The organism is Halorubrum sp. JWXQ-INN 858, assembly GCF_009806985.1.
Taxonomy (GTDB): domain Archaea; phylum Halobacteriota; class Halobacteria; order Halobacteriales; family Haloferacaceae; genus Halorubrum.
In genome coordinates this window covers 55,250-74,964 of sequence record NZ_WUAX01000003.1, presented here as the reverse complement: position 1 = coordinate 74,964, position 19,715 = coordinate 55,250, and the positions used below count along the sequence as shown (strand labels likewise).

Here is a 19,715-nt window from a genome sequence, read left to right as displayed (position 1 = left end):
CCTTCGGCGCGGGCCGCATCCTCGGCGTCGACGCCCACCTCGAAACCCTCGACGTCGGCGGCCAACCCCTCATCGAACGCTACCCCGCACTCCGCTACCTCCTCGGGTAACCCACCCGAACCCACCCGCTCGACCCGCCCGACTGCTCGACCGCTCGACCCACCGTACCGCCCGAATCGACCTGCTCGAACCGACTGCTCTTATTACCCGTGACACCAGGGTCACACCATCGCTTCCGTCGGTAGCGCACTACCACTTCCGTCGGTACCACACCACCGACGGTCCGTTTCATCCCGTCCTCCGCGGATGCGGAAACGTGGCGATCGGCGCGCCGCTCCGTCGGGATACCAACTTCACACATAGATTTATTACCCTCCCTACGGAGTGCCCATCTGAATGACCCCTCCGACGAACGACGGGCGGATCACCCTCCCCTTCTCCCGTGAGGAGGCGTGGGTCGCTCACGCGGCGCTGCTTGCGGCGAGCGAGACGGCCGTGAACGCCGGCGACGACGCGCCGGCACAGCTTCGCCCCCTCGACGGCATCGAGCGCGGTCGCGACTTCACTCGCTCGGAGGTCGTCCTGCTGCGGGACGCGCTCGTCGACTACCTCGGCGACGCGCCGGTCCGTGACCGAGCGCCGGGGCGGACCCTGCTTCGCCGGTCGGACGACGCGCTCGACCCGCCGACGCAGGGTGCACGGTAGCGGACGTCGCGATCGGGGAGCGACACGTCCCGGGGGACGGCATGCGCGAGGGGCTCCGCTCTTCCGGCCCGATCGCTCGGTGGACAGATACGTTTTAGGCGCGCCGGCCGGACCTCGGCGTATGGAACGCGTAGCGATCGTCGGCGCGTCGATGACCCGGTTCGGGCAGCGCGACGCGTGGATACGGGAACTGTTGGCGGAGGCCGGGGCTGCCGCGCTCGACGACGCGGGCGCGGCCGGCGGCGACCTCGACCACCTGTACGTCTCGAACATGGCCAGCGGCGAGTTCGAGGGACAGACGGGGGTGCCGAACGCGCTCGCCCACGACCTCGCGGCGACTCCGGCGTACACCGCACGGATCGACCAGACCTCCTCGTCCGGCGGGGCGGGGATCTACGCCGCGTGGCAGTCGATCGCCTCCGGGGCGAGCGACCTGACGATGCTCGTCGGCGGCGAGAAGATGACCCATCGGACGACCGCGGAGGCGACGGACGTCATCGCGTCGCTCACGCACCCGGTCGAGTACAAACACGGGGTGACGCTTCCCTCCTTCGCGGGGCTCACCGCACGGCTCTACCTCGACACGTACGACGCCCCGCGCGAGAGCCTCGGAAAGGTCGCGGTGAAGAACCACCGGAACGGCGTCGACAACCCCCACGCGCAGTTCCGCAAGGAGGTCGACCTCGAGACGGTACTCGGCTCGCCGGTCGTCGCCGACCCGCTGCGGCTGTACGACTTCTGTCCGATCACCGACGGCTCCGCGGCGCTCGTCTTCTGTCCCGCGTCGGTCGCCGAGGAGTACGTCCCCGCGGACGACTACGCGGTGGTGTCGGGGATCGGCGGCGCGACGGACACGCACGTCGTCCACGAGCGCGCGGACCCGACGACGATGGGCGGCGTCGTCGACTCCTCGACGATCGCCTACGACATGGCCGGGATCGGGCCCGACGACGTCGACGTCGCGGAGCTCCACGACATGTTCACCATCCTCGAGTTCCTCCAGAGCGAGGACCTCGGCTTCTTCGAGAAGGGGTCGGGGTGGGAGGCGGTCGAGGCGGGCGTCACCGACCGGGACGGCGACCTCCCGATAAACACTTCCGGCGGACTCAAATCGAAGGGCCACCCGCTCGGGGCCAGCGGCGTCGCACAGGCGTACGAGATCTATCAGCAGGTGACGGGGACGGCCGGCCCGCGGCAGGTCGACGCCGACGTCGGGCTCGCGTGTAACGTCGGCGGGTTCGGCAACTGCGTGACGACGACGGTGCTGGAGGCTGCACGATGAACGGATCCGACACGCACGACGACGGCGAACGGCGCTTCGAGGCCGCGGAGTACTCGGACGGGACCGTGACGTACCCGCCCCACCCGGTCGGGCCGGACGGGGTGGAGCGCGTCGGCACCGTCGATCTGCGGACGTACGAGGCGCGGGTCGTCACGTGGACGACGTCGACGGCGACGCCGCCGGGGGTTCGCGAACCGAACACGCTCGCGATCGTCGAGTTCGAGATGGGCGAAGGGTACGATGGCCCGCCCGTGCGCGCGCTCGGACAGATCGCGGAGTGCGGGGACGGCTCGGGCGAGACGTTCGACGTCGGGATCGGCGACGCGGTCGAACCGGTGTACGCCGAGACCCTTCGTGAACCCGGGGCGGGCATTCGCGAACCCGACAGCCAGCGCTGGGACGGGTTCCGGTTCCGCCCGGTCGAGTAGCCGCCCCCGAAGGTCGACGGTAACGATCGACGATGACCGGCGGTTGACGGTGACGACCGGCGGTGATCGGCGTCGGGCTACCACTCCCGTTCGGCGAGGCCCTTATATATCCGGTAACAGCGGTCGAGCACGTCGATGCCGACGCTCTCGGTCTTCGTGTGCGCCTCGCCCGGTTCGGAGGCCCCGCAGACGAGACAGGCGGTCCCCGCGCCCGCGAGCCAGCCCGCGTCGGTGGCGTGTGGCTTCGTCGTGTGTTCCGGCGCGTCGAGTCCCAGGTCCGTATGCACCTCGCGTGCGACCGCGAGCGCGGCGTCCGCGAACGCGTCGTCGTCGCAGGCCATCGGCGGGAGGTCCTGGTCGACGCTCCACGTCACGCCGTCTATCGACTCCGTTCGCCCGAGATCGGCCCGCTCGCCCGGCACGGTTCGCTCGTCGATCGTCACCGTGCAGCGCTCGGGGATCACGTTCCAGGTGTCGCCGCCGTGTACCCCCGTGACCGCGAGCGAGCCGGTGACCGACTCGCCGAAGGTCGTCGCCGTCGGGGCGTCGAGGTCGCGGACGACGTCGACCGCGTCGCACGCGCGATAGACGGCGTTCTCGCCGGCGGCCGGCTCGGAGGCGTGCGCGGCGACGCCCTCGGCGACGAGCGTCGACGCGCGCCGTCCCTTGTGGGCGACGACGACGTCGGTTACCCCGGGTTTCGAGTAGTTCGTCGACCCCTCCGCGACCACGGCGTGGTCCGGGACGAAGCCGGCGTCGATCGCGTGGCGTGCGCCCGTGCCGCCGACCTCCTCGCCGACGAAGGAGACGACCGCGAGCTCACGGCCCGCGGGCGGCTCGGCGTCGCGGAACGCACACATGGTGGCGGCCACCGCACCCTTCATGTCGGCGGTTCCGCGGCCGTAGATCCGTCCGTCACGACGCTCGATCACGTAGTCGCCGGCCGTGCCGTCGCCGGTCGTCTGGCGATCCGCCGGCGGGACGACGTCGTGGTGGCCCACCAGCGCGAGCGACGTCGCGTCCGGGTCGTCGACCGCGCCTTTGGAGGCGATCACGTTGCCGACGGCGTCGCGTTCGACCTCGGCGTCGGTCTCCGCCCGCAGCCACGCCTCGATGGCGTCGCCCGCGGCCGTCTCGTCCTCGTGGCTCGGGATCGAGACCAGCCGCTCGGTCAGGTCCGCGACCTCCGCCGCGTCGGTTCGGGTCGTCGAGTCCGCGTCTCCAGTCGGGTCGGCGTCGCCGGTCATTACGCGACTCGTCGGCGTGGCGGGGGTTAAAGGACGCGGCGCGGACCGACGGGGGCGGATCAACGCGGAGCGGATCGACGGGGGAGGTCACCGGCTCGGGCCGTCGTCGCCGTACCGCTCCCGAGCGCTCTCGAAGACCGCCTCCGACCGCTCACGCGTCCGTCGACGTTCCCGCTCCGCGATCGCCTCGGGACCCGGACTCGCGTCGTCGTCGATTCGCGCGAACGACCGGTGGACCTTCGCGTGACACCATCGGCACAGCGAGACGGTGATCTCGTGGGGGCCGGCGTCCGTATCAGCGGTGGGCGTATCGTCGGCGTCCGTATCGGCGGTGGGCGTATCGTCGGCGTCCGTATCGCCGGCGTCGCCGTACATGAGGTGGTGTTCCTCCAAGAGCGGGCGCGCCTCGTCGTGGGCCATGCGGATCTCTTCGAGGTCGCACCGCACGCACGCCGCGCCGTCGGTCGTCGACCGGTACTTCGGGCACGCGCGCCAGTCGCCGTCGGGTCCGACGTGACACGCGTCCCCGTCCGCCCGGCGCGCCGCCGCGAACGCCGGGTCCTGCCCGGCGTGTGCGAGCGCGTACCGACAGCGGCCGTCGTCGGTGAGGTGGTCACAGACGCCGGCGACCGCGTACGGGTCGTCGACGCCGACCGGGGTCCCGTCCGGCGTCCGTTCCATACCCGGTGTTCGCGGCCGCCGACTTCAAGCCGGCGTCGTGGATCCCGTAGTCGGCGGGTGTCCCGTCACCTTCCGACCGCCAGTGATCGTCACCTTTCGACCGCCAGTAGCCGCGGTCTCCCGACTCCGGTAACCGTTGCCTTCCGCCCGACACGCCCCCTCGATATCCGGGTTGATCCGGGTAAATCCGGCGTGACGGACACGGCTTTATATGTGAAGCAGGGACCAAAGGGCGTACAATGAGATCGGAAACCGTGGTCGTGGTCGCGGCGCTGCTGGTTGCGGGGGTCGTGGGGACCGTCGGGGCCGCCGGTGCCGTTGACGGCGTCGGGGGCGTTGGCGACGTCGAGAGCGTTGGCGACGTCGACGATGACGCACTCGACGCCGCACGAGCGGAGCATGACGATGACGCCGGAAGCGACGGTGACGCCGAGGAAGACGACGCCGGAAGCGACGATGACGCCGAGGAAGACGACGCCGGAAGCGACGATGACGCCGAGGAAGACGACGCCGGAAGCGACGACGCCAACGAAACGCTCCCGGGCGAGCGGCTCGCCGGCGTGATCGGGGTGCAGGCCGCGGAGATCGACGGCGAGATCGAGTCTCGGTCGTTCGACCGCCGGGTCGCGGCCGACCGGGACGCCGACGACCGCGCGGACGCGATCGGCGGGGCGCTTCGGGAAAGCGAGGCTCGGCTCGATCGGATCGAGCGAGCGCAGGCCGACCTTCGCGAGCGGCGCGCGGCCGGGGAGATCACTCACGGCGAGTACCGCGCGCGGATGGCCCGGCTCGCGGCCGAAACCGCGTCGATACAGCGGACGACCGATCGGAGCGCCGCGGCCGCGGCGGACCTCCCGCGGGAGGCGCTCGACGCCCGCGGCGTTGACGACGAACGGATCGGGGCCGTTCGAGACCGAGCGAACGAGCTCTCGGGCCCGGAGGTCGCCGAGATCGCTCGCGGTATCGCCGGCCCCAACGTGGGCGGGCCGGTCGGTGCGGGCGCGCGGCCGGACCACGCCGGGCCGCCGACCGGGAACGAGACGCGTGGCGGTGGATCGGCTACCGACGCTGTGACCGGACCACCTCACGTGGGGAACGGAGAGCACGGAGACCTGGGCGGCCCGGGACAGCCGAACGCGACCGACGGTAGCCAGGCCGCCGATGCGTCCGATCGATCAGCGGGGAACGGAACCGACCCGTCTTCCGGTGCCGGCTCCGGCGTCGTCGAGGGGGCCGATCGCTCCGAAGGGGCGTCAGACGGCGCTCACACGGACGGTAGACAGGGCGGTGGCCAGGGTGTGGATCGAGGGTCGGACCGCGGCGGGGCTGCGGACGACCGCGGTGGCACGGGTTCCGGCTCCGCGGATCGACCGAACCCTGGGTCCGACGGCGAACCGGGAGGCGGACCCTCTGACGACGACCGTCGGGACGGATGACGAGGCGATCGATCCGGATCGGTGTGAGAAGGGTTTTATTAGGCGGAGCCGTCGCACCCTGACGTGAAACGTCGTGCGCTCGCGGTCGTGCTCGCCGTCGCTGCGGTCCTGATCGTCAGCCTCGGCGTCGCCGCGGTGGGAATGGCGTCCGCGGATCCGTTGGCGCTCGGATCAACCGATGGGCCCGGGATCGACGAGCCGCGGAGCGCCGTCGGGGTCGAGTTCGCCGTCGGCGAGGTCGATCCCGACGACGTGCTGTTGGGTATCGATCTCGACGGCGAGGGGAACGCCGAGTGGACGATCGAGTATCGAACTCGACTCGACACCGACGACGACGAGGCGGCGTTCGAGGAGCTCCGACGAGACATCGAGGCCGATCCGGAGGCGTACACAGTCGAGTTCGCCGACCGGATGAGCGCCACCGCCGAGGGCGCGTCGACCGCGACCGGCCGCGAGATGGCGATCTCAGACATGCGCGTGGACGCTGAGCGGCGACAGCTCCCGCGCGAGTACGGCATCGTGACCTACACGTTCCAGTGGTCGAACTTCGCGGCCGTCGACGGCGACCGGATCGCCGCCGGCGACGCGATCGACGGGCTGTTCCTCGACGACGCCTCGGAGCTCCGGATCGGCTGGCCCGACGACCGGGCGCTCGTCGAGGCGACGCCGTCCCCCACCGAAACGCGGGAGACCGCCGTGGTGTGGCGCGGCCCGACGAGCTTCGCCGAGGGGCAACCTCGGGCCGTCCTCGACTCGGCGGCCGCGACCGATACGGGGGCCGGCGATGACCAAGGGACGGACGGCGAGAGCGCCCCCGCGAGCGACGGGGCCGTCTCGTCGACGATGGTCGCCGTCTTCGCGGTGGTGTTGCTCGTCGTCGCCGGTACGTACGTCGCCCGACGCGGGTGGATCGGTCCGATCGGTCGGATCGACCGGTCGGATCGCTCTGGCGACGACGCGACTGACACGCGGGTGGGATCCGGTGCGGTCGCGGCCGACACGAACGACGCGTCCGACGAGGACGATACGGACGACACGACCGCCGAGGTCGACGCGACGGACGCGGCCGACGGCGACGATGCAGCCGACGATGAGGACGTGGCCGATACGCAGACTGCGGGACCGTTCGGCGACGTCGACCCGGAACTGCTCAGCAACGAAGAGCAGGTGCTTCGGCTCATCGAGGCGAACGGCGGGCGGATGAAACAGAAGCGGGTCGCCGAGGAGCTCGACTGGACGGCGGCGAAGACGAGCCAAGTGACCAAGGGCCTCCGCGAGGAGGGAGACCTGGTCGGGTTCCGGCTCGGTCGGGAGAACGTGTTGGCCCTGCCCGAGGAGGACCCACGATAGGTCCGATCGGTCGGCGACGGCGACGGACCGCCGTGGCTATCGCTGATTCACCGTGTATCGACCCACCGTCCATCGACTTACCGTCCATCGACTTACCGTCCATCGACCCAGCTAAGTGTCCCGCTCACGCGTTCCGTGACATGAACGACCGGACGCTGACCGATCTCCTGCGACGGTTCGGGCTCTCCGAAAAGGAGGTCGACACGTACCTCACGCTCTTGGCACACGGCGAGGCGAAAGCGAGCACGGTCGCGGAGGCCGCCGGCGTGTCGAAACGGTACGTCTACAGCGTCTGCGAGTCGCTGGCCGACCGCGGGTTCGTCGAGGTCAACGACCACGCGGTTCCGACGACGATCCGGGCGAACCCGCCCGAAGCGGTGATCGAGCGGCTCCGATCCGACGTCGACGCCATCCGGCCGGGCCTCGAGGAACGATTCTCCCGGGTCGAACCGGAGACCGAGCAGTTCGAGGTGATCAAGTCCCGCGTCACCGTGCTCAAGCGGATCCGCTCGATCGTCGACGGGGCCGACACCGAAGTGACGCTCTCGATCCCGGCGAAGCGGCTCCCCGAGATCGCCGATTCGCTCGCGAACGCCGTCGAGAGGGGAGTGCTCGTGCTCCTCATCGTCTCGGACGTGCCGGACCCCGACGCGCTCGACGTCGACGGCTGCGCCAGCGTCGTGCGGGCCTGGAGCGAAGCGATGCCGACGCTGCTCACCGCTGACTCGGGCGCGGGCGTCATCGCGCCGCCCGAGCTGCTGGTGCGTTCCCGGTCCGAGAAACAGGCGATCGTCTTCACGCAGGAGCAGATCGCGCCCGTGATCGCCGGGTCGTTTCTCGGCAACTACTGGCCCGCCGCCGACGAGGTGCGAACGGCTGACCCCGCCCCGTTGCCCGCGGAGTACACGAACTTCCGGCACACCGTGTTGCAGGCGACGCTCCACCGTCGGCTCGGCACGCAGCTCCGCGCGACGGTCGGCGGGCGGCGGCCCGAAGACGACACTCAACTCGAGGTCGCCGGACGAGTGATCGAGGTCCGACAGGGGATGGTGGAACCGGCGAACAACGAGTTCCCGGTCCAGCACTCGCTCGTCGTCGAAACCGACGCGGGACCGGTCACGGTCGGCGGGCGGGGGGCGTTCGTCGAGGACGTCGAGGCCGACCTCGTCCGCCTCGAACGGGACTGAGACGGGTTTCGTTCCCACTCTCGTTTCCGTTCCCGTTCCCGCTCCCGTTCCCGTTTCCGACGGACGACGGTGTGAGACCTCCCGAGCCGCGGCTGCCGGCCGCCGAACCCCGGTCCTGGTTCGCCGCCGGGTGTTTTAATATCGCAATATGTCGTTTATTCTTTCGCGACCGCCCGAACCGTCTCGAACCGCCCGTCGACGATGGCGTCGGCGATCGCGGCGATGTCGGCGTCTCTCGGGATTTCGTGGGGGTACTTCCGGCCGAAGTAGCGCACGAGGTTCCCCACGTCCCGTTCGAGGAACTCGCGGGCGTTCTCGTGGTCGGTCGGGACGGCCTGTGGCCAGTCGAAGATCGTGACCCCGCTTTCGGCGACCGCGACGTTGTGTTCGGACATGTCGGCGTGTACCCACCCGCGCTCGTACGCGGCCGTGAGCTCCCGTAACACGAGATCGAGCACGCCGACGGCCTGTGCCGGCTCCAGCTTCGCGCGCCCGAGCTCGACCCCGTCGAACTTGTCCATCACGATCGCGTGTCGGTTGTGATCGACCGGTCGGGGAACCGAGATGTCCGGGTAGAGGGCCTCCATCGTCGCGTACTCCCGCTCGGCGGCCTTGCGCGCGGTGTACATCCAGGAGACGTGGTTCCGGTCCGCGGTGTACTCCCGTTCGCGGTTCACCTCCCTGAAGTTCGTGTACCCCTCGCGGTGGTACTTCAACGCGAGCGGCTTGAACGACTGGACCTCGTAGACGTCGCCCTCCTTGCCGAACCCGAGCGGCGAGCCGACGCCGTCGATCGTGTCCCGCTCCGAGAACGTCCGAAGCGCGAGCGCGTCGTACCCCTCGAAGGTCAGTTGATACCCCTCGTACTGGATCGTCTTCCGCTGGACGAGCTCGCGGTCGAGACACCGGTCCAGCCGGTAATCGACCTCTTCGACGGTGAGGTCGGCATAGTCGGGGAGCTTGTCCCGGCGGACCCACTCGGAGAACCGCATCCCCTGCTCGACGCCCGAGAGGAGGTAGAAGTCCTCGGCGTCGAGCGCCGCCATGTCGCCCGCGACGTTTCGGACCATACCCGCCCTACTGCGTCGGTTCCTAAAAGGGGCGCGTGTCGATGGGACTCGGGTATAAATCGAATATTGCGATATAAAATCTCCCCCAATCCGTGACCGGACCAACGCCGAGGCTCGTCGAGCGCAATCCACTTCGTCGCCCCGGCGTAACGACGGGTATGACCGCGCCGGAGGGTGACTGGCGGCTGATCCGCGAGGAGCGACGACCGGGACCGATGCAGATGGCGCTCGACGAGATCGCCGCCGAGACCGTCGCCGAGGGCGGTCCGGCGACGGTACGGACGTACCGGTGGGACCCGGACTGCCTCACCATGGGGTATCGGCAGGACCCCGACACCGTCGACTGGGGGTTCTGCGAGCGCGAGGGGATCGACGTCACCCGCCGACAGACCGGCGGTGGCGGCATCTATCACGATGGGACGGGCGACATCGCCTACTCGATCGTCGTCCCCGGGTCGGCCGTGCCGGGGGAGCTACTCGACTGTTATCACCTGCTGTGTGAGCCCGTCCTCGACGCGTTCGCCCGGCTCGGCATCGACGCCGACTACGTGGACGGACCGGTCCCCGAGCTGTATCACCCCGCGTGTTACCTCCGGGAGCTCCACCCCGCCCACGACGTGGTCGCCGACGGGCGAAAGGTCGCCGGAAACGCCCAGTACCGCAAGCGCGACGCGGTGATCCAGCACGGATCGTTGACGTACTCCGTCGACGCGGAGCGACACCTGGGGACGTTCGTCGACCCGCCGGTCACGGCCGACGCCTTCCGCGAGCGCGTCGTCGGGATGGACGAGCTCGTCGACGCCGACCGCGAAACGGCGGTCGATGCGGTCGAGGAGGCGCTCTCGACGTGGATCGAGGGAACCGACGGGACGTCGTTGACGACGGACGCGTCCTGGACCGCCGACGAGTTGGACCGCGCACGGGATCTCGCGGACGCGAAGTACCGCGACGACGACTGGGTACGAACGCAACCAGGGAAGCGACGGTGACCCGATCCGGCACGTTCGACGGGAGGCTCCGTACTGCCGGAGGGCCGTCGTCCGCTTCCGAAGCGGCTTTTTGAGTCGACCTCCTCGGTCGGGTATGACCCTCAAGGTCGGCGCGCACGTCTCCATCTCGGGATCGAAGGTCTCGAGCGACCCGGAGACCCCGCCGCACGGGAACCTGGCGGACGCGGTGTTCAGACAGACGCAGTTCGGCGGCAACTGCGGGCAGATCTTCACCCACTCCCCGCAGGTGTGGCAGGACCCCGACGTCGGCGACGAGGAGGCCACGCAGTTCCGAGAGGGGACGGCCCGCGACCTCGACGGCCCGTGGGTGATCCACACCTCCTACCTCGTCAACCTCTGTACGCCGAAGGCCGGGCTCCGCGAGAAGTCGCTCGACTCGATGCAAAAGGAGGTCGACGCCGCCCATCAGCTCGACATCCCGTACGTCAACGTCCACCTGGGTGCTCACACCGGGGCGGGCGTCGAGGGCGGACTCGACAACGCCGCGTCGGTGATAGACGACATCGACGTCCCCGACGACGTCACGATCCTGATCGAGAGCGACGCCGGCTCCGGCACCAAGCTCGGGGGCGACTTCGAGCACCTCGCGGCGGTCATCGACCGGACGACGACGGAGATCGACGTCTGTATCGACACCGCCCACGCGTTCGCGGCCGGCTACGACCTCTCGTCGGCCGACGCCGTCGACGAGGCGGTCGCGGAGTTCGACGACGTGGTCGGGCTCGACCACCTGCAGTGTATCCACCTCAACGACTCGAAACACGAGTGTGGGACGAACAAGGACGAACACGCTCACATCGGCGAGGGATACATCGGCGACGAGGGTATGGAGCGGATCGTCAACCACCCGGCGCTCGCTGACGTCCCGTTCGTGTTGGAGACGCCGACGGAGGACGGCCGCGGCTTCGCGTGGAACATCGAGCGCGTCCGCGAGCTCCGCCACGACTGAGACCGGAGCGTCGGCCCCGCGGGTCGGCGGCCTCAGTCGGTCAGTCCGTAGCCCCGTTTGAACAGGACGATGTCGATCGTCACCGCGACCACGGTCATCCCGGTGAGCACCGCGAGCGAGAACCGCGGGTCGACCTCCGCGACCCCGAGGAAGCCGTACCGAACGCCGTTGACCATGTACACCATCGGGTTCATCAGCGAGACGTCCCGCAGCAGCGGCGTCAGGTCGTCGAGCGAGTAGAACACCGCGCCGAAGAAGACGAGCGGCCGGAGGATGAACTGGTTCATCACGGTGAGGTCGTCGAAGTCGTTCGCGAGCAGCCCGCCGATGACGCCGAGGCTCGCGAACAGCAGCGTGATCACGACGAGGAACGCGAGGAGGTACGCCGGCTCCTCGACGGGGACGGGCTGATACAGCGCCGAGATGATCCCCCAGCCGAGCGCGGCGATGAGCCCGCCGACGAGCAGCCCCCGGGTCGCCGCCGAGAGGACGTACGCCCACACCATCCCCGTGTACGACAGCGGCGAGGTGAGCACCTCGTGGATGTACTCGTTCCATCGCCCGTGGAAGATGGAGAAGGACGCGTTCTCGAAGCTGTTCGACACCGCGCCGAGGACGATCAGCCCCGGGAGGATAAAGAGGATGTACGGGACGCCGGTGATCGTCCCGACGCGCTCGCCGAGGATCACGCCGAACACCGAGAAGTAGAGGACGTTCGTGATGAGCGGCGGCGCAAACGTGTTCGTCGGCCGCCGGAGGAACCGGCGCACCTCCCGTTTCGTCAGCGTGAGGAAGCCGGTGAGGTCGATCGACCGGGCGTCGCCGCTCATTCGTGGCCCCCGTGGCCGCCGTCGTCCCCGTGGCCGCGGTCGCCCCCGTGGCCGCCGTCGCTCCCATGGTCGCTCTCCTTTTCATACTCGCTCTGGCTCCCATGATCGATATCGTCCCCGCGACCGCCGTCCGCGACGAGGTCGGGCTCATCAGCGTCGTCGACGGGCTCGTTCCGATCCGCTCCCCCGTCCGCCCCGTTCACCCCGGTGTCTGACACGTCTCCATCGTCCCGCGTCATCGACACGAACACCTCCTCTAAGGAGGTGCGTTTGATCTCCAGATCGAGGATACCGTACCCGGTTCGGTCGAGGCCGCGGACGAGATCCGGCGCGACGAGCCCGCCCTGTCTGGCGGTGACGACGAGCCGGGGGCCCTCGAGGGTCACGTCCTCGACCCGGTCGTCGTCGGTGAGGTCCGTCGGGATATCCCCGACCGTGGCGGGCGGGTCCCGCAGGGTGACGACGACTCGGTCCGCGCCGCGGTCCATCAGCTCGTCGGGCGACGCGACGGTGATGACCCGCCCCTGATCGAGGATGGCGACCTCGTCACAGAGGCGCTCGGCCTCCTCGATGTAGTGGGTCGTGAGCAGGACGGTCGTTCCCCGCTCGTTGAGCTCGGTGACCAGGTCCCACAGGTCGCGCCGGAGCTGGACGTCGACGCCCGCGGAGGGCTCATCGAGGATCAGGAGGTCCGGCTCGGTGACGAGCGCCCGCGCGAGCATGAACCGCCGTTTCATGCCGCCCGAGAGCCAGTCGAACCGCGTCTCCCGCTTGTCGTGGATCCCGACCGCTCGGAGCGCGCGGTCGGCCCGCTCGGCGGCCTCCTCGTGGGACACCCCGTGGTAGCCGGCCTTGTGCTCTAACACCTCGTGGATCGGGAAGAACCGGTCGACGTTGAACTCCTGAGGGGCGACGCCGATACGGTCGCGCGCCTCCCGGTAGTCGTCCTCGACGTCGTGGCCGAACACCCGCGCCGACCCGCCCGACGCGCGGACCAACCCGACGAGCACGTTGATGAACGTGGTCTTGCCCGCCCCGTTCGGGCCGAGGAGCCCGAAGAAGGAGCCCTCCGGCACCGTCAGCGACACGCCCTTCAGGGCGTCGACGCCCCCGTAGCTCTTCCGGAGGTCCGTGACCTCCAGTGCGTTCGTCATGGGAGTGACCACGCCGTCCCCGAGGTTAAACGACCCGAAGCGGCTGGACCAGCCGAAGCGATGGGACCAACCCGAAGCGACGGAGACCGTCGCGCCGTCATCCGCCCCGCCAGCGCGAACGCGGCCTACTTCTCGATGATGCTCTCTTCGACGGCCTCGCCGAAGTGGCGGGCGACGTCCTCGTAGTAGACGAGCACCTCGTCGCCCGACTCGAGGTCCGTCACGGCGGTCCGCCCCGCGGACGTGGCGACCTTCACGGTCTCGGCGTTCTGGATGAGCGTCTCGACGCGGTCGACGCCGTCGTCGGTCTCCACCTCCGCCTGGATCCGGAACATGGGGCGCTTCTCGATCTTCACGCGCCCGACGATCGCCTCGCGGGTGTGGCCCGCGGTGTCGACGACCTGCACCTCGTCGCCGCTCGACAGCTCCGCGAGGTAGTTCGTCCCGCCCTCCGGGTTCCGGACGTACGCGTGGACGGCCCCGGCGTTGACGCGGAAGGGGCGCGACTCGACGTACGGGGACTCGGCCGTCTCGGCGTGGACGAAGAAGAGCCCGCGCGAGAGCGACCCGACCAGCATCCCCTCGTCGTCGTCCATCAGCGACCCGGTGTCGATACAGACCCGATCGGCCATCCCGGTGCGTTCGACCGCGGTCACCTCGGCGTACCGGAGGTCGAGCGTCTCGCGGTCGGCGACGTCGCGCGCGTCGACCGCGCCCCGGATCTCGTCGGGGGAGTCCGAGTCGATCAGGACGCCGTCGGAGCCGATCTCCAGCGTCTCGAAGGCGGTTCGGGCCTCGGCCGCGGTCGTGACGCCGGCGATCAGGTGGGTGTCGTCGCCGACGCGCGCGATGAGGTTCTCCAGCGGGATGATCGACCAGTCCTCGCCGACGACGATCGTGTAGTCGGCGTCCGCGGCGGCCGCCTCGGCGAACGCCTCGTACTCCTTGCCGAGCACGCGGACGTACACGCCCTGTGCACGGTCGTCGCGCCGCCGGACCGTCGTGAGATCGGCCGACCCCGAGAGGTCGTTCGGGAGGTCGATCGTGCCGTCGCCCTCGCCGTCCTTGCCGACGAAGTAGGCGTCGGCCTCCGCGGCCTCGTCGTCGCCGTCGACGACGTCGGCCTCGGAGCGGAACGCGGCGACCGCGATGTCGCCGAGCTCGCGGACCCGGCCGACGTCGCTCTCGTCGACGAGGACCCAGTCAGCGCCCGCCTCGATCGCCGTCGTGACCCGCCGCTTCCGCGCCTCCCAGTCGCCGACGCTCGCGTCGGCCTTGACCCATATCGTGCGTGTCATTACCGGTACCTCACGGGGGTGCGGCTTGAAAACTGCGAAAGCCGCAGGGGGTCGGGGTCACCCCGACGCGTGTCGTTCCGCCGCCGCCCCGCGGATCAGCGAAAGCCGACGGCCCGCGGATCAGCGAAAGCCGACGGCCCGCGGATCAGCGGAAGCCGCCGGCCCGGAGCGCCGCGTCGACGTCGGCGTTGTCGTGGACGATCGCGGAGACGGTCGCCGCGATCCCCTCGGGGTCGTCGTGCTGGAAGATGGACCGGCCCATCGAGACGCCGGCCGCGCCGCCGTCCATCGCGCCGCGGACCATCGCGGCCGTCTCGCGGTCGGTCCCCTTCGAGCCGCCGGCGATGACGACCGGCAGGCGGGTCGACTCGGTGACCCGCGCGAAGGAGTCACCGTCGCCGGAGTAGCCCGTCTTCACGACGTCGGCACCGAGCTCCTCGGCGAGCCGGACGGCGTGGCCGAGCGACTCGGGGTCGGCGCTGTCGACGCCGGGGCCGCGCGCGTACGCCATCGCGAGCACGGGGAGGCCGAGCCGCGAGGCGTCGTCGGTGAGCTCCGCCAGCTCCTCGATCTGGTCGGGCTCGTGGTCGGAGCCGACGTTGATGTGGAACGAGACGGCGTCCGCGCCGGCGCGGACCGCCTCCTCGGCGGTGGCGGTGACGCGCTTGTCGTTCTCGTCGGGGCCGATCGTCGTCGACGCGTTGACGTGGACGATGAAGCCGGCCCCGTTCTTGTTCGGGTGAACGCGCGGGGCGACGCCCTTCTGGGTGAGGACGGCGTCCGCGCCGCCGCGGGTGACGCCGTCGATGGTGGACTCGATGTCGACGAGCCCGGTCACTGCGCCCATCGTGATCCCGTGGTCCATCGGGACGATGAGGTAGCGGTCGTTCGTGGAGATACGGTCGAGTCGTGCTGGGAGTCCTGCTGTCATATGGATCGCTCGTTATGTGAGTGTGTGGCAATCGGTGATAAGTCGGTTTCGTTCGCGGCGTGTCGACGCGGCGCGCGGCTACCGGGCGTCGCCGGGGGCCGCGTCCGCCGTTCGTGCCGCGAACCCTCGCTCCGCGCCAGCCTTCAGCTCGCGTGAGAGCGCCTCGAGGCGCTCGGCGACCGCGGCGGTCGGGCGGTCGTTCTCGACGCCGTCGGCGACGATGTCGACGAGCGCCGAGCCGACGATGATCCCGTCGGCCCCGCCCGCGACGATGCGTTCCGCGTGCTCGCCCGTCGAGATCCCGAACCCGACCGCCTTCGGCACGTCGTAGCCGCGGAGCCGGTCGAGGCTCTCGGTCGTCCGGTCGGAGACGTCGCTCTTCGCGCCGGTCGTGCCGAGCCGCGCCTGGACGTACACGTACCCCGACACCTGTTCCATGATCCGCTCGAGCCGCTCCCCTTCGGTCGTCGGCGCGACGATGAACACCAGGTCGAGCCCGAACTCGTCGCACGCCTCGCGAAGCGGGTCCGCCTCCTCGGCCGGGAGATCGGGGACGACGAGTCCCTGTAGGCCGACCTCGGCGGCGCGCTCGACGAACGACCGGGGACCGTCGCTGTCGCCCCACTGGTAGATCAGGTTGTAGTAGGTCATACAGACGAGCGGGGCGTCGACGTCGAGCTCCTCGACGAACGCGAAGAACCGGTCGGGAGTCATTCCGCCCTCCAGCGCGCGGACGACCGCGCCCTGGATCGTCGGCCCCTCGGCGATCGGCTCCGAGAACGGGAGGCCGAGCTCGATGACGTCCGCGCCGCCGCGGTCGAGCGCCTCGACGTACGCGAGCGAGGACTCGTAGTCCGGGTCGCCGACCGCGAGGTACGGGACGTAGGCCGGCCCGTCCGCGAACGCCGCGGCGATGGTCGCGCTGTTGCCCGTTTTCGGCGCGGCGTCGTCCGTCGTCGCGCGCTCCTCGTCGCCCGGCATTCAGATCCCCCCCGTGAACATCGACATGTCCGGTGCGCCGGCGATGTCGCGTTTGTCGGTCTCCTCGATGACGCTCTCGAGGTCCTTGTCGCCGCGGCCCGAGACGGTGACGACGACGCGATCGCCGAGCTCGTCGGCGTGCTCCTCGAGGAAGCCGAACGCGTGAGCCGTCTCCAGCGCGGGGATGATCCCTTCGGTCCGGGAGAGCCGGTGGAACCCCTCCAGCGCGGCGTCGTCGTCGACGGCGACGGGCGTCACCCGCCCCTCGTCGACGAGATACGCGAGCTCGGGGCCGACGCCGGCGTAGTCGAGCCCGGAGGAGATCGAGTGGCTCTCCATGATCTGGCCGTGTGAGTCCTGCAGGAGCTTCGTGCGCGCGCCGTGGAGAACCCCTTCCTCGCCGGCGTACAGCGACGCGGAGTTGGGCGCGACGCCCGCCGCCTCGTCGACCTCCAGCGTCGACCCGCCCGCCTCGACGGCGTGGAGCGCGACGGACCCGTCGTCGACGAACGCCGCGAACGACCCCATCGTGTTGGAGCCGCCGCCGGCGCAGGCGATCACGTCGGTCGGGAGGTCGCCCGCCTTCCCGATCGCCTGTTCGCGGGCCTCCTCGGAGATCACCGCCTGGAAGTCACGGACCATGACCGGGAACGGGTGCGGGCCGACGACGCTCCCGATGACGTAGTGGGTGTCCTCCACCGTGGCCGCCCAATCGCGCATCGTCTCGCTTATCGCCTCCTTGAGGGTTCCCCGACCCGCAGTCACCGGCTTCACGTCCGAGCCGTTGAGCTTCATCCGGAACACGTTCGGGCGCTGGCGGTTGATGTCGCGCTCGCCCATGTAGATCGTACACGGCATGTCGAGGTGGGCGGCCGCCATCGCCGTCGCGGTACCGTGCTGTCCGGCCCCCGTCTCCGCGATGATCCGCTCTTTGCCCATGTACTTCGCGAGCAGCACCTGTCCGAGAGCGTTGTTCAGCTTGTGTGCGCCGCCGTGGAGGAGGTCCTCGCGTTTGAGGTACACCTCGCGACCGTACCGCTCGGAGAGCCGGCCGGCGCGCTGGAGCGGCGTCGGCCGGCCGCCGAAGTCGGCGAGCCGCTCGCGGAACTCGTCCATGAAGCCGTCTTCGTTGCCGAGGACGTAGCGCCGGTAGGCGTCGGTCAGCTCCTCGATGGCCGGCATCAGTGCCTCGGGGACGTACTGGCCGCCGTAGCGGCCGAACTTCCCGTCCTCGCGGCCGCGTTCGCGGCCCGGTCGCGTCGTCGTTTCGGTCGTGGATGTCTCGGTCATGTGGGTGTCTCCGTCTCCGTGTCGTTGTCGGCCTCGGCCCGCGTCAGCTCGTGGGTGTTCGTCCGGACGTCGCCGGCCATGATGGCGCTCCCGATCAACAGCGCATCCGCGCCGGCGGCCCGCATCCGACGGACGTCGGCCGGCGTCGAGACCCCGCTCTCGGCGATCAGCGTCACGTCGTCGGGGGCCTCGGGCGCGACCGACTCGAAGGTGCCGAGGTCGACGTCGAGTTTCGCCAGGTCGCGGTTGTTCACGCCGACGATGTCCGCGCCGGCGGCGAGCGCGGCCGCCAGCTCCTCGCGGTCGTGGACCTCGACGAGGACCTGGAAGCCGCGGTCGCGCGCGGCGGCGAGCAGGTCGGGGAGGTCGTCGCCGACGAACCGCGCGATCAGGAGGACCACGTCGCTCTCGACGGCGTCGAGTCCGGCCTCGTCGAGGACGAAGTCCTTCCGGAGGACCGGGACGTCGACCGCCTCGCGCACGCGTTCGAGGGTGTCGACGCTCCCGCCGAAGTGCTCCGGCTCGGTGAGCACGCTCAGCGCGGCCGCGCCGCCCGCGACCATCTCCTCGGCGAGCTCGACGGGGTCGTCCTCGCGGACGCCGTCGGTGGTCGGGCTCGTCGGCTTCACCTCGGCGATGACCGGGACGCGGCCGTCGGCCGCCGCCTCGGCGAACGCCGCCCGGAGGTCCCGACGGTCGTCGGGATCGATCGTCACCCGTCCGCCGTCCCCGCTGCCCCCGCCATCCCCGTCGCGTCCGCCCTCGGCGGACCGCTCCCGGGCGGCCGCGAGGATGGATCGGACCGCCGGGGCCAGCTCGTCTGGATCGTCCATTAGTGTACACTAATGTACGGATGTGTTCATAAGGCTTGCGGGCTGGCGGTCGATCCCGCGAGGGACGGAGCTGCCGATGTCGACGCGACAGCGTCGATGGTGTCGGCGACGTCTGCCGTGCCGGCGATAGCTGCGACGTCTACCGTGCCGGCGATAGCTGCGGCGTCTACCGTGCCGGCGATAGCTGCGGCGTCTACCGTGCCGGCGACGGCTGCGGCGTCTGCCGTCGAACGCCGTCCCTTTTAAGCGTCGTCGGGCACGACGGCCGACATGGTCAGCATGGGAACGTCGGGCGTGTTCGCCCGCGCGTACGACGAGTTGGACGCCGCCGTCGAGGTCGGCTTCGCCGGCGGTCGGGTGATCGCGATTTCGTTCCCGGCGACGGTGCCGACCGACGCCGGCGGGGACCACGCGCTGCTCGATCGGATCGGTGACGCGCTCGCGGGGGAGCGCGACGGCTTCGCGGACGTGCCGGTCGCGCTCACGGTGCCGACCGATCGAAGGGGCGTCCTCGAAGCGCTACGGAACGTCCCGTACGGCGAGGAGACGTCGGTAAGCCGGCTGACGCGGCTGGCCGGGCTCGACGACAACGACCCCGACGATTTGGAGCTGGTGACGGCGGCGCTCCACGCCAACCCGATCCCGGTCCTGTTTCCGGACCACCGGGTACAGGGCGGGCCGTACGCGACGCCCGAGGGCGTCCGTGGACGGCTCCGGTCGGCGGAGGGACTTCGATAACACGGGCCGGAAAGGGGTGCAGGAGGTCGTCCGTGCGAGAACCGGCGCGAGAGCCGGGGGTCAGCGCCACTCGTCGGCGGGGATACAGTCGGGGGCGTCCGCCGTGATCCACCGCGTCGTTCGCTCGTCGGGGGCGCGGGTCGCCTCGTAGAGGGTGACCTCGGCGGGGCCGTTCCCCTCCTCGGTCCGGCGGGCGACGAGCTCCGGCGGCTCCTCACGGAACGCACGCGTGGATGACGGGGCCATGGTTCCACGTACCTTCGCCATGATATAAGGGGTGTTGGTTTCGACTTCACGTCCCCGGAAACCCGCCGA

At 70.2% G+C, this 19,715-nt stretch carries 20 protein-coding genes and 1 pseudogene; 10 read left to right on the top strand and 11 right to left on the bottom strand.

The genetic code is table 11. The annotated features are described in order from the left end of the window. From GRS48_RS00845 to GRS48_RS00830, 4 genes and pseudogenes are all read left to right on the top strand, one after another. Nucleotides 1-110: pseudogene (locus GRS48_RS00845) on the top strand (DoxX family protein); the annotation flags it as partial. A gap of 286 nt (nt 111-396) precedes the next feature. After that, nucleotides 397-705, top strand: a complete 309-nt coding sequence (locus tag GRS48_RS00840; protein WP_159483051.1) for a hypothetical protein — start codon at nt 397-399, stop codon at nt 703-705. A gap of 121 nt (nt 706-826) precedes the next feature. Beyond that, nucleotides 827-1,987: a thiolase family protein gene (locus GRS48_RS00835; RefSeq protein ID WP_159483050.1), complete on the top strand. Its 1,161-nt coding sequence runs from the start codon at nt 827-829 to the stop codon at nt 1,985-1,987. After that, nucleotides 1,984-2,415, top strand: a complete 432-nt coding sequence (locus GRS48_RS00830; protein ID WP_159483049.1) for a hypothetical protein — start codon at nt 1,984-1,986, stop codon at nt 2,413-2,415. The genes GRS48_RS00835 and GRS48_RS00830 overlap by 4 nt, the downstream gene beginning before the upstream one ends. Nucleotides 2,416-2,492: 77 nt before the next feature. On the opposite strand, the gene GRS48_RS00825 is transcribed toward GRS48_RS00830, so the two are convergent. Both GRS48_RS00825 and GRS48_RS00820 read right to left on the bottom strand, forming a co-directional pair. Next, nucleotides 2,493-3,662, bottom strand: coding sequence for a M20 family metallopeptidase (locus GRS48_RS00825; RefSeq protein WP_159483048.1), 1,170 nt, complete (start codon nt 3,660-3,662; stop codon nt 2,493-2,495). Nucleotides 3,663-3,749: 87 nt separating this feature from the next. After that, nucleotides 3,750-4,343, bottom strand: a complete 594-nt coding sequence (locus tag GRS48_RS00820) for a hypothetical protein (protein WP_159483047.1) — start codon at nt 4,341-4,343, stop codon at nt 3,750-3,752. Nucleotides 4,344-4,582: 239 nt separating this feature from the next. Between GRS48_RS00820 and GRS48_RS00815 the strand changes: the two genes are divergently transcribed. The 3 genes from GRS48_RS00815 to GRS48_RS00805 all read left to right on the top strand — a co-directional run bounded on the left by GRS48_RS00815 (nt 4,583) and on the right by GRS48_RS00805 (nt 8,316). Then, nucleotides 4,583-5,779: a hypothetical protein gene (locus tag GRS48_RS00815; RefSeq protein ID WP_159483046.1), complete on the top strand. Its 1,197-nt coding sequence runs from the start codon at nt 4,583-4,585 to the stop codon at nt 5,777-5,779. A 63-nt stretch (nt 5,780-5,842) separates the two neighbouring features. Then, nucleotides 5,843-7,129: a DUF4897 domain-containing protein gene (locus tag GRS48_RS00810; protein WP_321168222.1), complete on the top strand. Its 1,287-nt coding sequence runs from the start codon at nt 5,843-5,845 to the stop codon at nt 7,127-7,129. A 140-nt stretch (nt 7,130-7,269) separates the two neighbouring features. Continuing rightward, complete coding sequence (locus tag GRS48_RS00805) at nt 7,270-8,316, top strand: TrmB family transcriptional regulator sugar-binding domain-containing protein (RefSeq protein ID WP_159483045.1); 1,047 nt, start codon at nt 7,270-7,272, stop codon at nt 8,314-8,316. 155 nt (nt 8,317-8,471) lie between these two features. On the opposite strand, the gene GRS48_RS00800 is transcribed toward GRS48_RS00805, so the two are convergent. Continuing rightward, nucleotides 8,472-9,386 (bottom strand): serine/threonine-protein kinase RIO2, encoded by a 915-nt coding sequence (locus GRS48_RS00800; RefSeq protein WP_159483044.1) that lies wholly within the window; start codon nt 9,384-9,386, stop codon nt 8,472-8,474. 158 nt (nt 9,387-9,544) lie between these two features. Here GRS48_RS00800 and GRS48_RS00795 point away from each other — a divergent pair, with 158 nt between their 5' ends. Together GRS48_RS00795 and GRS48_RS00790 are read left to right on the top strand one after the other, a co-directional pair. Further along, the gene (locus GRS48_RS00795) at nt 9,545-10,375 is read left to right on the top strand and encodes a biotin/lipoate A/B protein ligase family protein (protein WP_159483043.1); all 831 of its coding nucleotides are present in this window, start codon (nt 9,545-9,547) and stop codon (nt 10,373-10,375) included. Nucleotides 10,376-10,469: 94 nt separating this feature from the next. Continuing rightward, complete coding sequence (locus tag GRS48_RS00790; RefSeq protein WP_159483042.1) at nt 10,470-11,345, top strand: deoxyribonuclease IV; 876 nt, start codon at nt 10,470-10,472, stop codon at nt 11,343-11,345. A gap of 32 nt (nt 11,346-11,377) precedes the next feature. On the opposite strand, the gene GRS48_RS00785 is transcribed toward GRS48_RS00790, so the two are convergent. The 7 genes from GRS48_RS00785 to trpC form a co-directional block, all read right to left on the bottom strand. Beyond that, a complete protein-coding gene (locus GRS48_RS00785) occupies nt 11,378-12,175 on the bottom strand; it encodes an ABC transporter permease (RefSeq protein ID WP_159483041.1) in 798 nt (265 codons plus the stop codon). Beyond that, nucleotides 12,172-13,329, bottom strand: coding sequence for an ABC transporter ATP-binding protein (locus GRS48_RS00780; RefSeq protein ID WP_159483040.1), 1,158 nt, complete (start codon nt 13,327-13,329; stop codon nt 12,172-12,174). The genes GRS48_RS00785 and GRS48_RS00780 overlap by 4 nt, the downstream gene beginning before the upstream one ends. A 125-nt stretch (nt 13,330-13,454) precedes the next feature. Beyond that, the gene (locus GRS48_RS00775; RefSeq protein ID WP_159483039.1) at nt 13,455-14,627 is read right to left on the bottom strand and encodes a 3-dehydroquinate synthase II; all 1,173 of its coding nucleotides are present in this window, start codon (nt 14,625-14,627) and stop codon (nt 13,455-13,457) included. Nucleotides 14,628-14,772: 145 nt separating this feature from the next. Next, nucleotides 14,773-15,558, bottom strand: coding sequence for a 2-amino-3,7-dideoxy-D-threo-hept-6-ulosonate synthase (locus GRS48_RS00770; RefSeq protein ID WP_159483038.1), 786 nt, complete (start codon nt 15,556-15,558; stop codon nt 14,773-14,775). Nucleotides 15,559-15,636: 78 nt separating this feature from the next. After that, on the bottom strand, nt 15,637-16,539 hold the full coding sequence (gene trpA, locus GRS48_RS00765; protein WP_159483037.1) for a tryptophan synthase subunit alpha: 903 nt from the start codon (nt 16,537-16,539) through the stop codon (nt 15,637-15,639). Beyond that, entirely contained in the window at nt 16,540-17,829 is a 1,290-nt protein-coding gene (trpB, locus tag GRS48_RS00760) for a tryptophan synthase subunit beta (RefSeq protein ID WP_159483036.1), read from the bottom strand. Next, the gene (gene trpC / locus GRS48_RS00755) at nt 17,826-18,662 is read right to left on the bottom strand and encodes an indole-3-glycerol phosphate synthase (protein WP_159483035.1); all 837 of its coding nucleotides are present in this window, start codon (nt 18,660-18,662) and stop codon (nt 17,826-17,828) included. The genes trpB and trpC overlap by 4 nt, the downstream gene beginning before the upstream one ends. 270 nt (nt 18,663-18,932) lie before the next feature. Between trpC and GRS48_RS00750 the strand changes: the two genes are divergently transcribed. Next, on the top strand, nt 18,933-19,400 hold the full coding sequence (locus tag GRS48_RS00750) for an MGMT family protein (protein ID WP_159483034.1): 468 nt from the start codon (nt 18,933-18,935) through the stop codon (nt 19,398-19,400). Nucleotides 19,401-19,460: 60 nt separating this feature from the next. Here the strand turns inward: GRS48_RS00750 and GRS48_RS00745 are convergent, their stop codons facing one another. After that, entirely contained in the window at nt 19,461-19,646 is a 186-nt protein-coding gene (locus tag GRS48_RS00745) for a hypothetical protein (RefSeq protein ID WP_159483033.1), read from the bottom strand. Between the last annotated feature and the right edge of the window lie 69 nt (nt 19,647-19,715).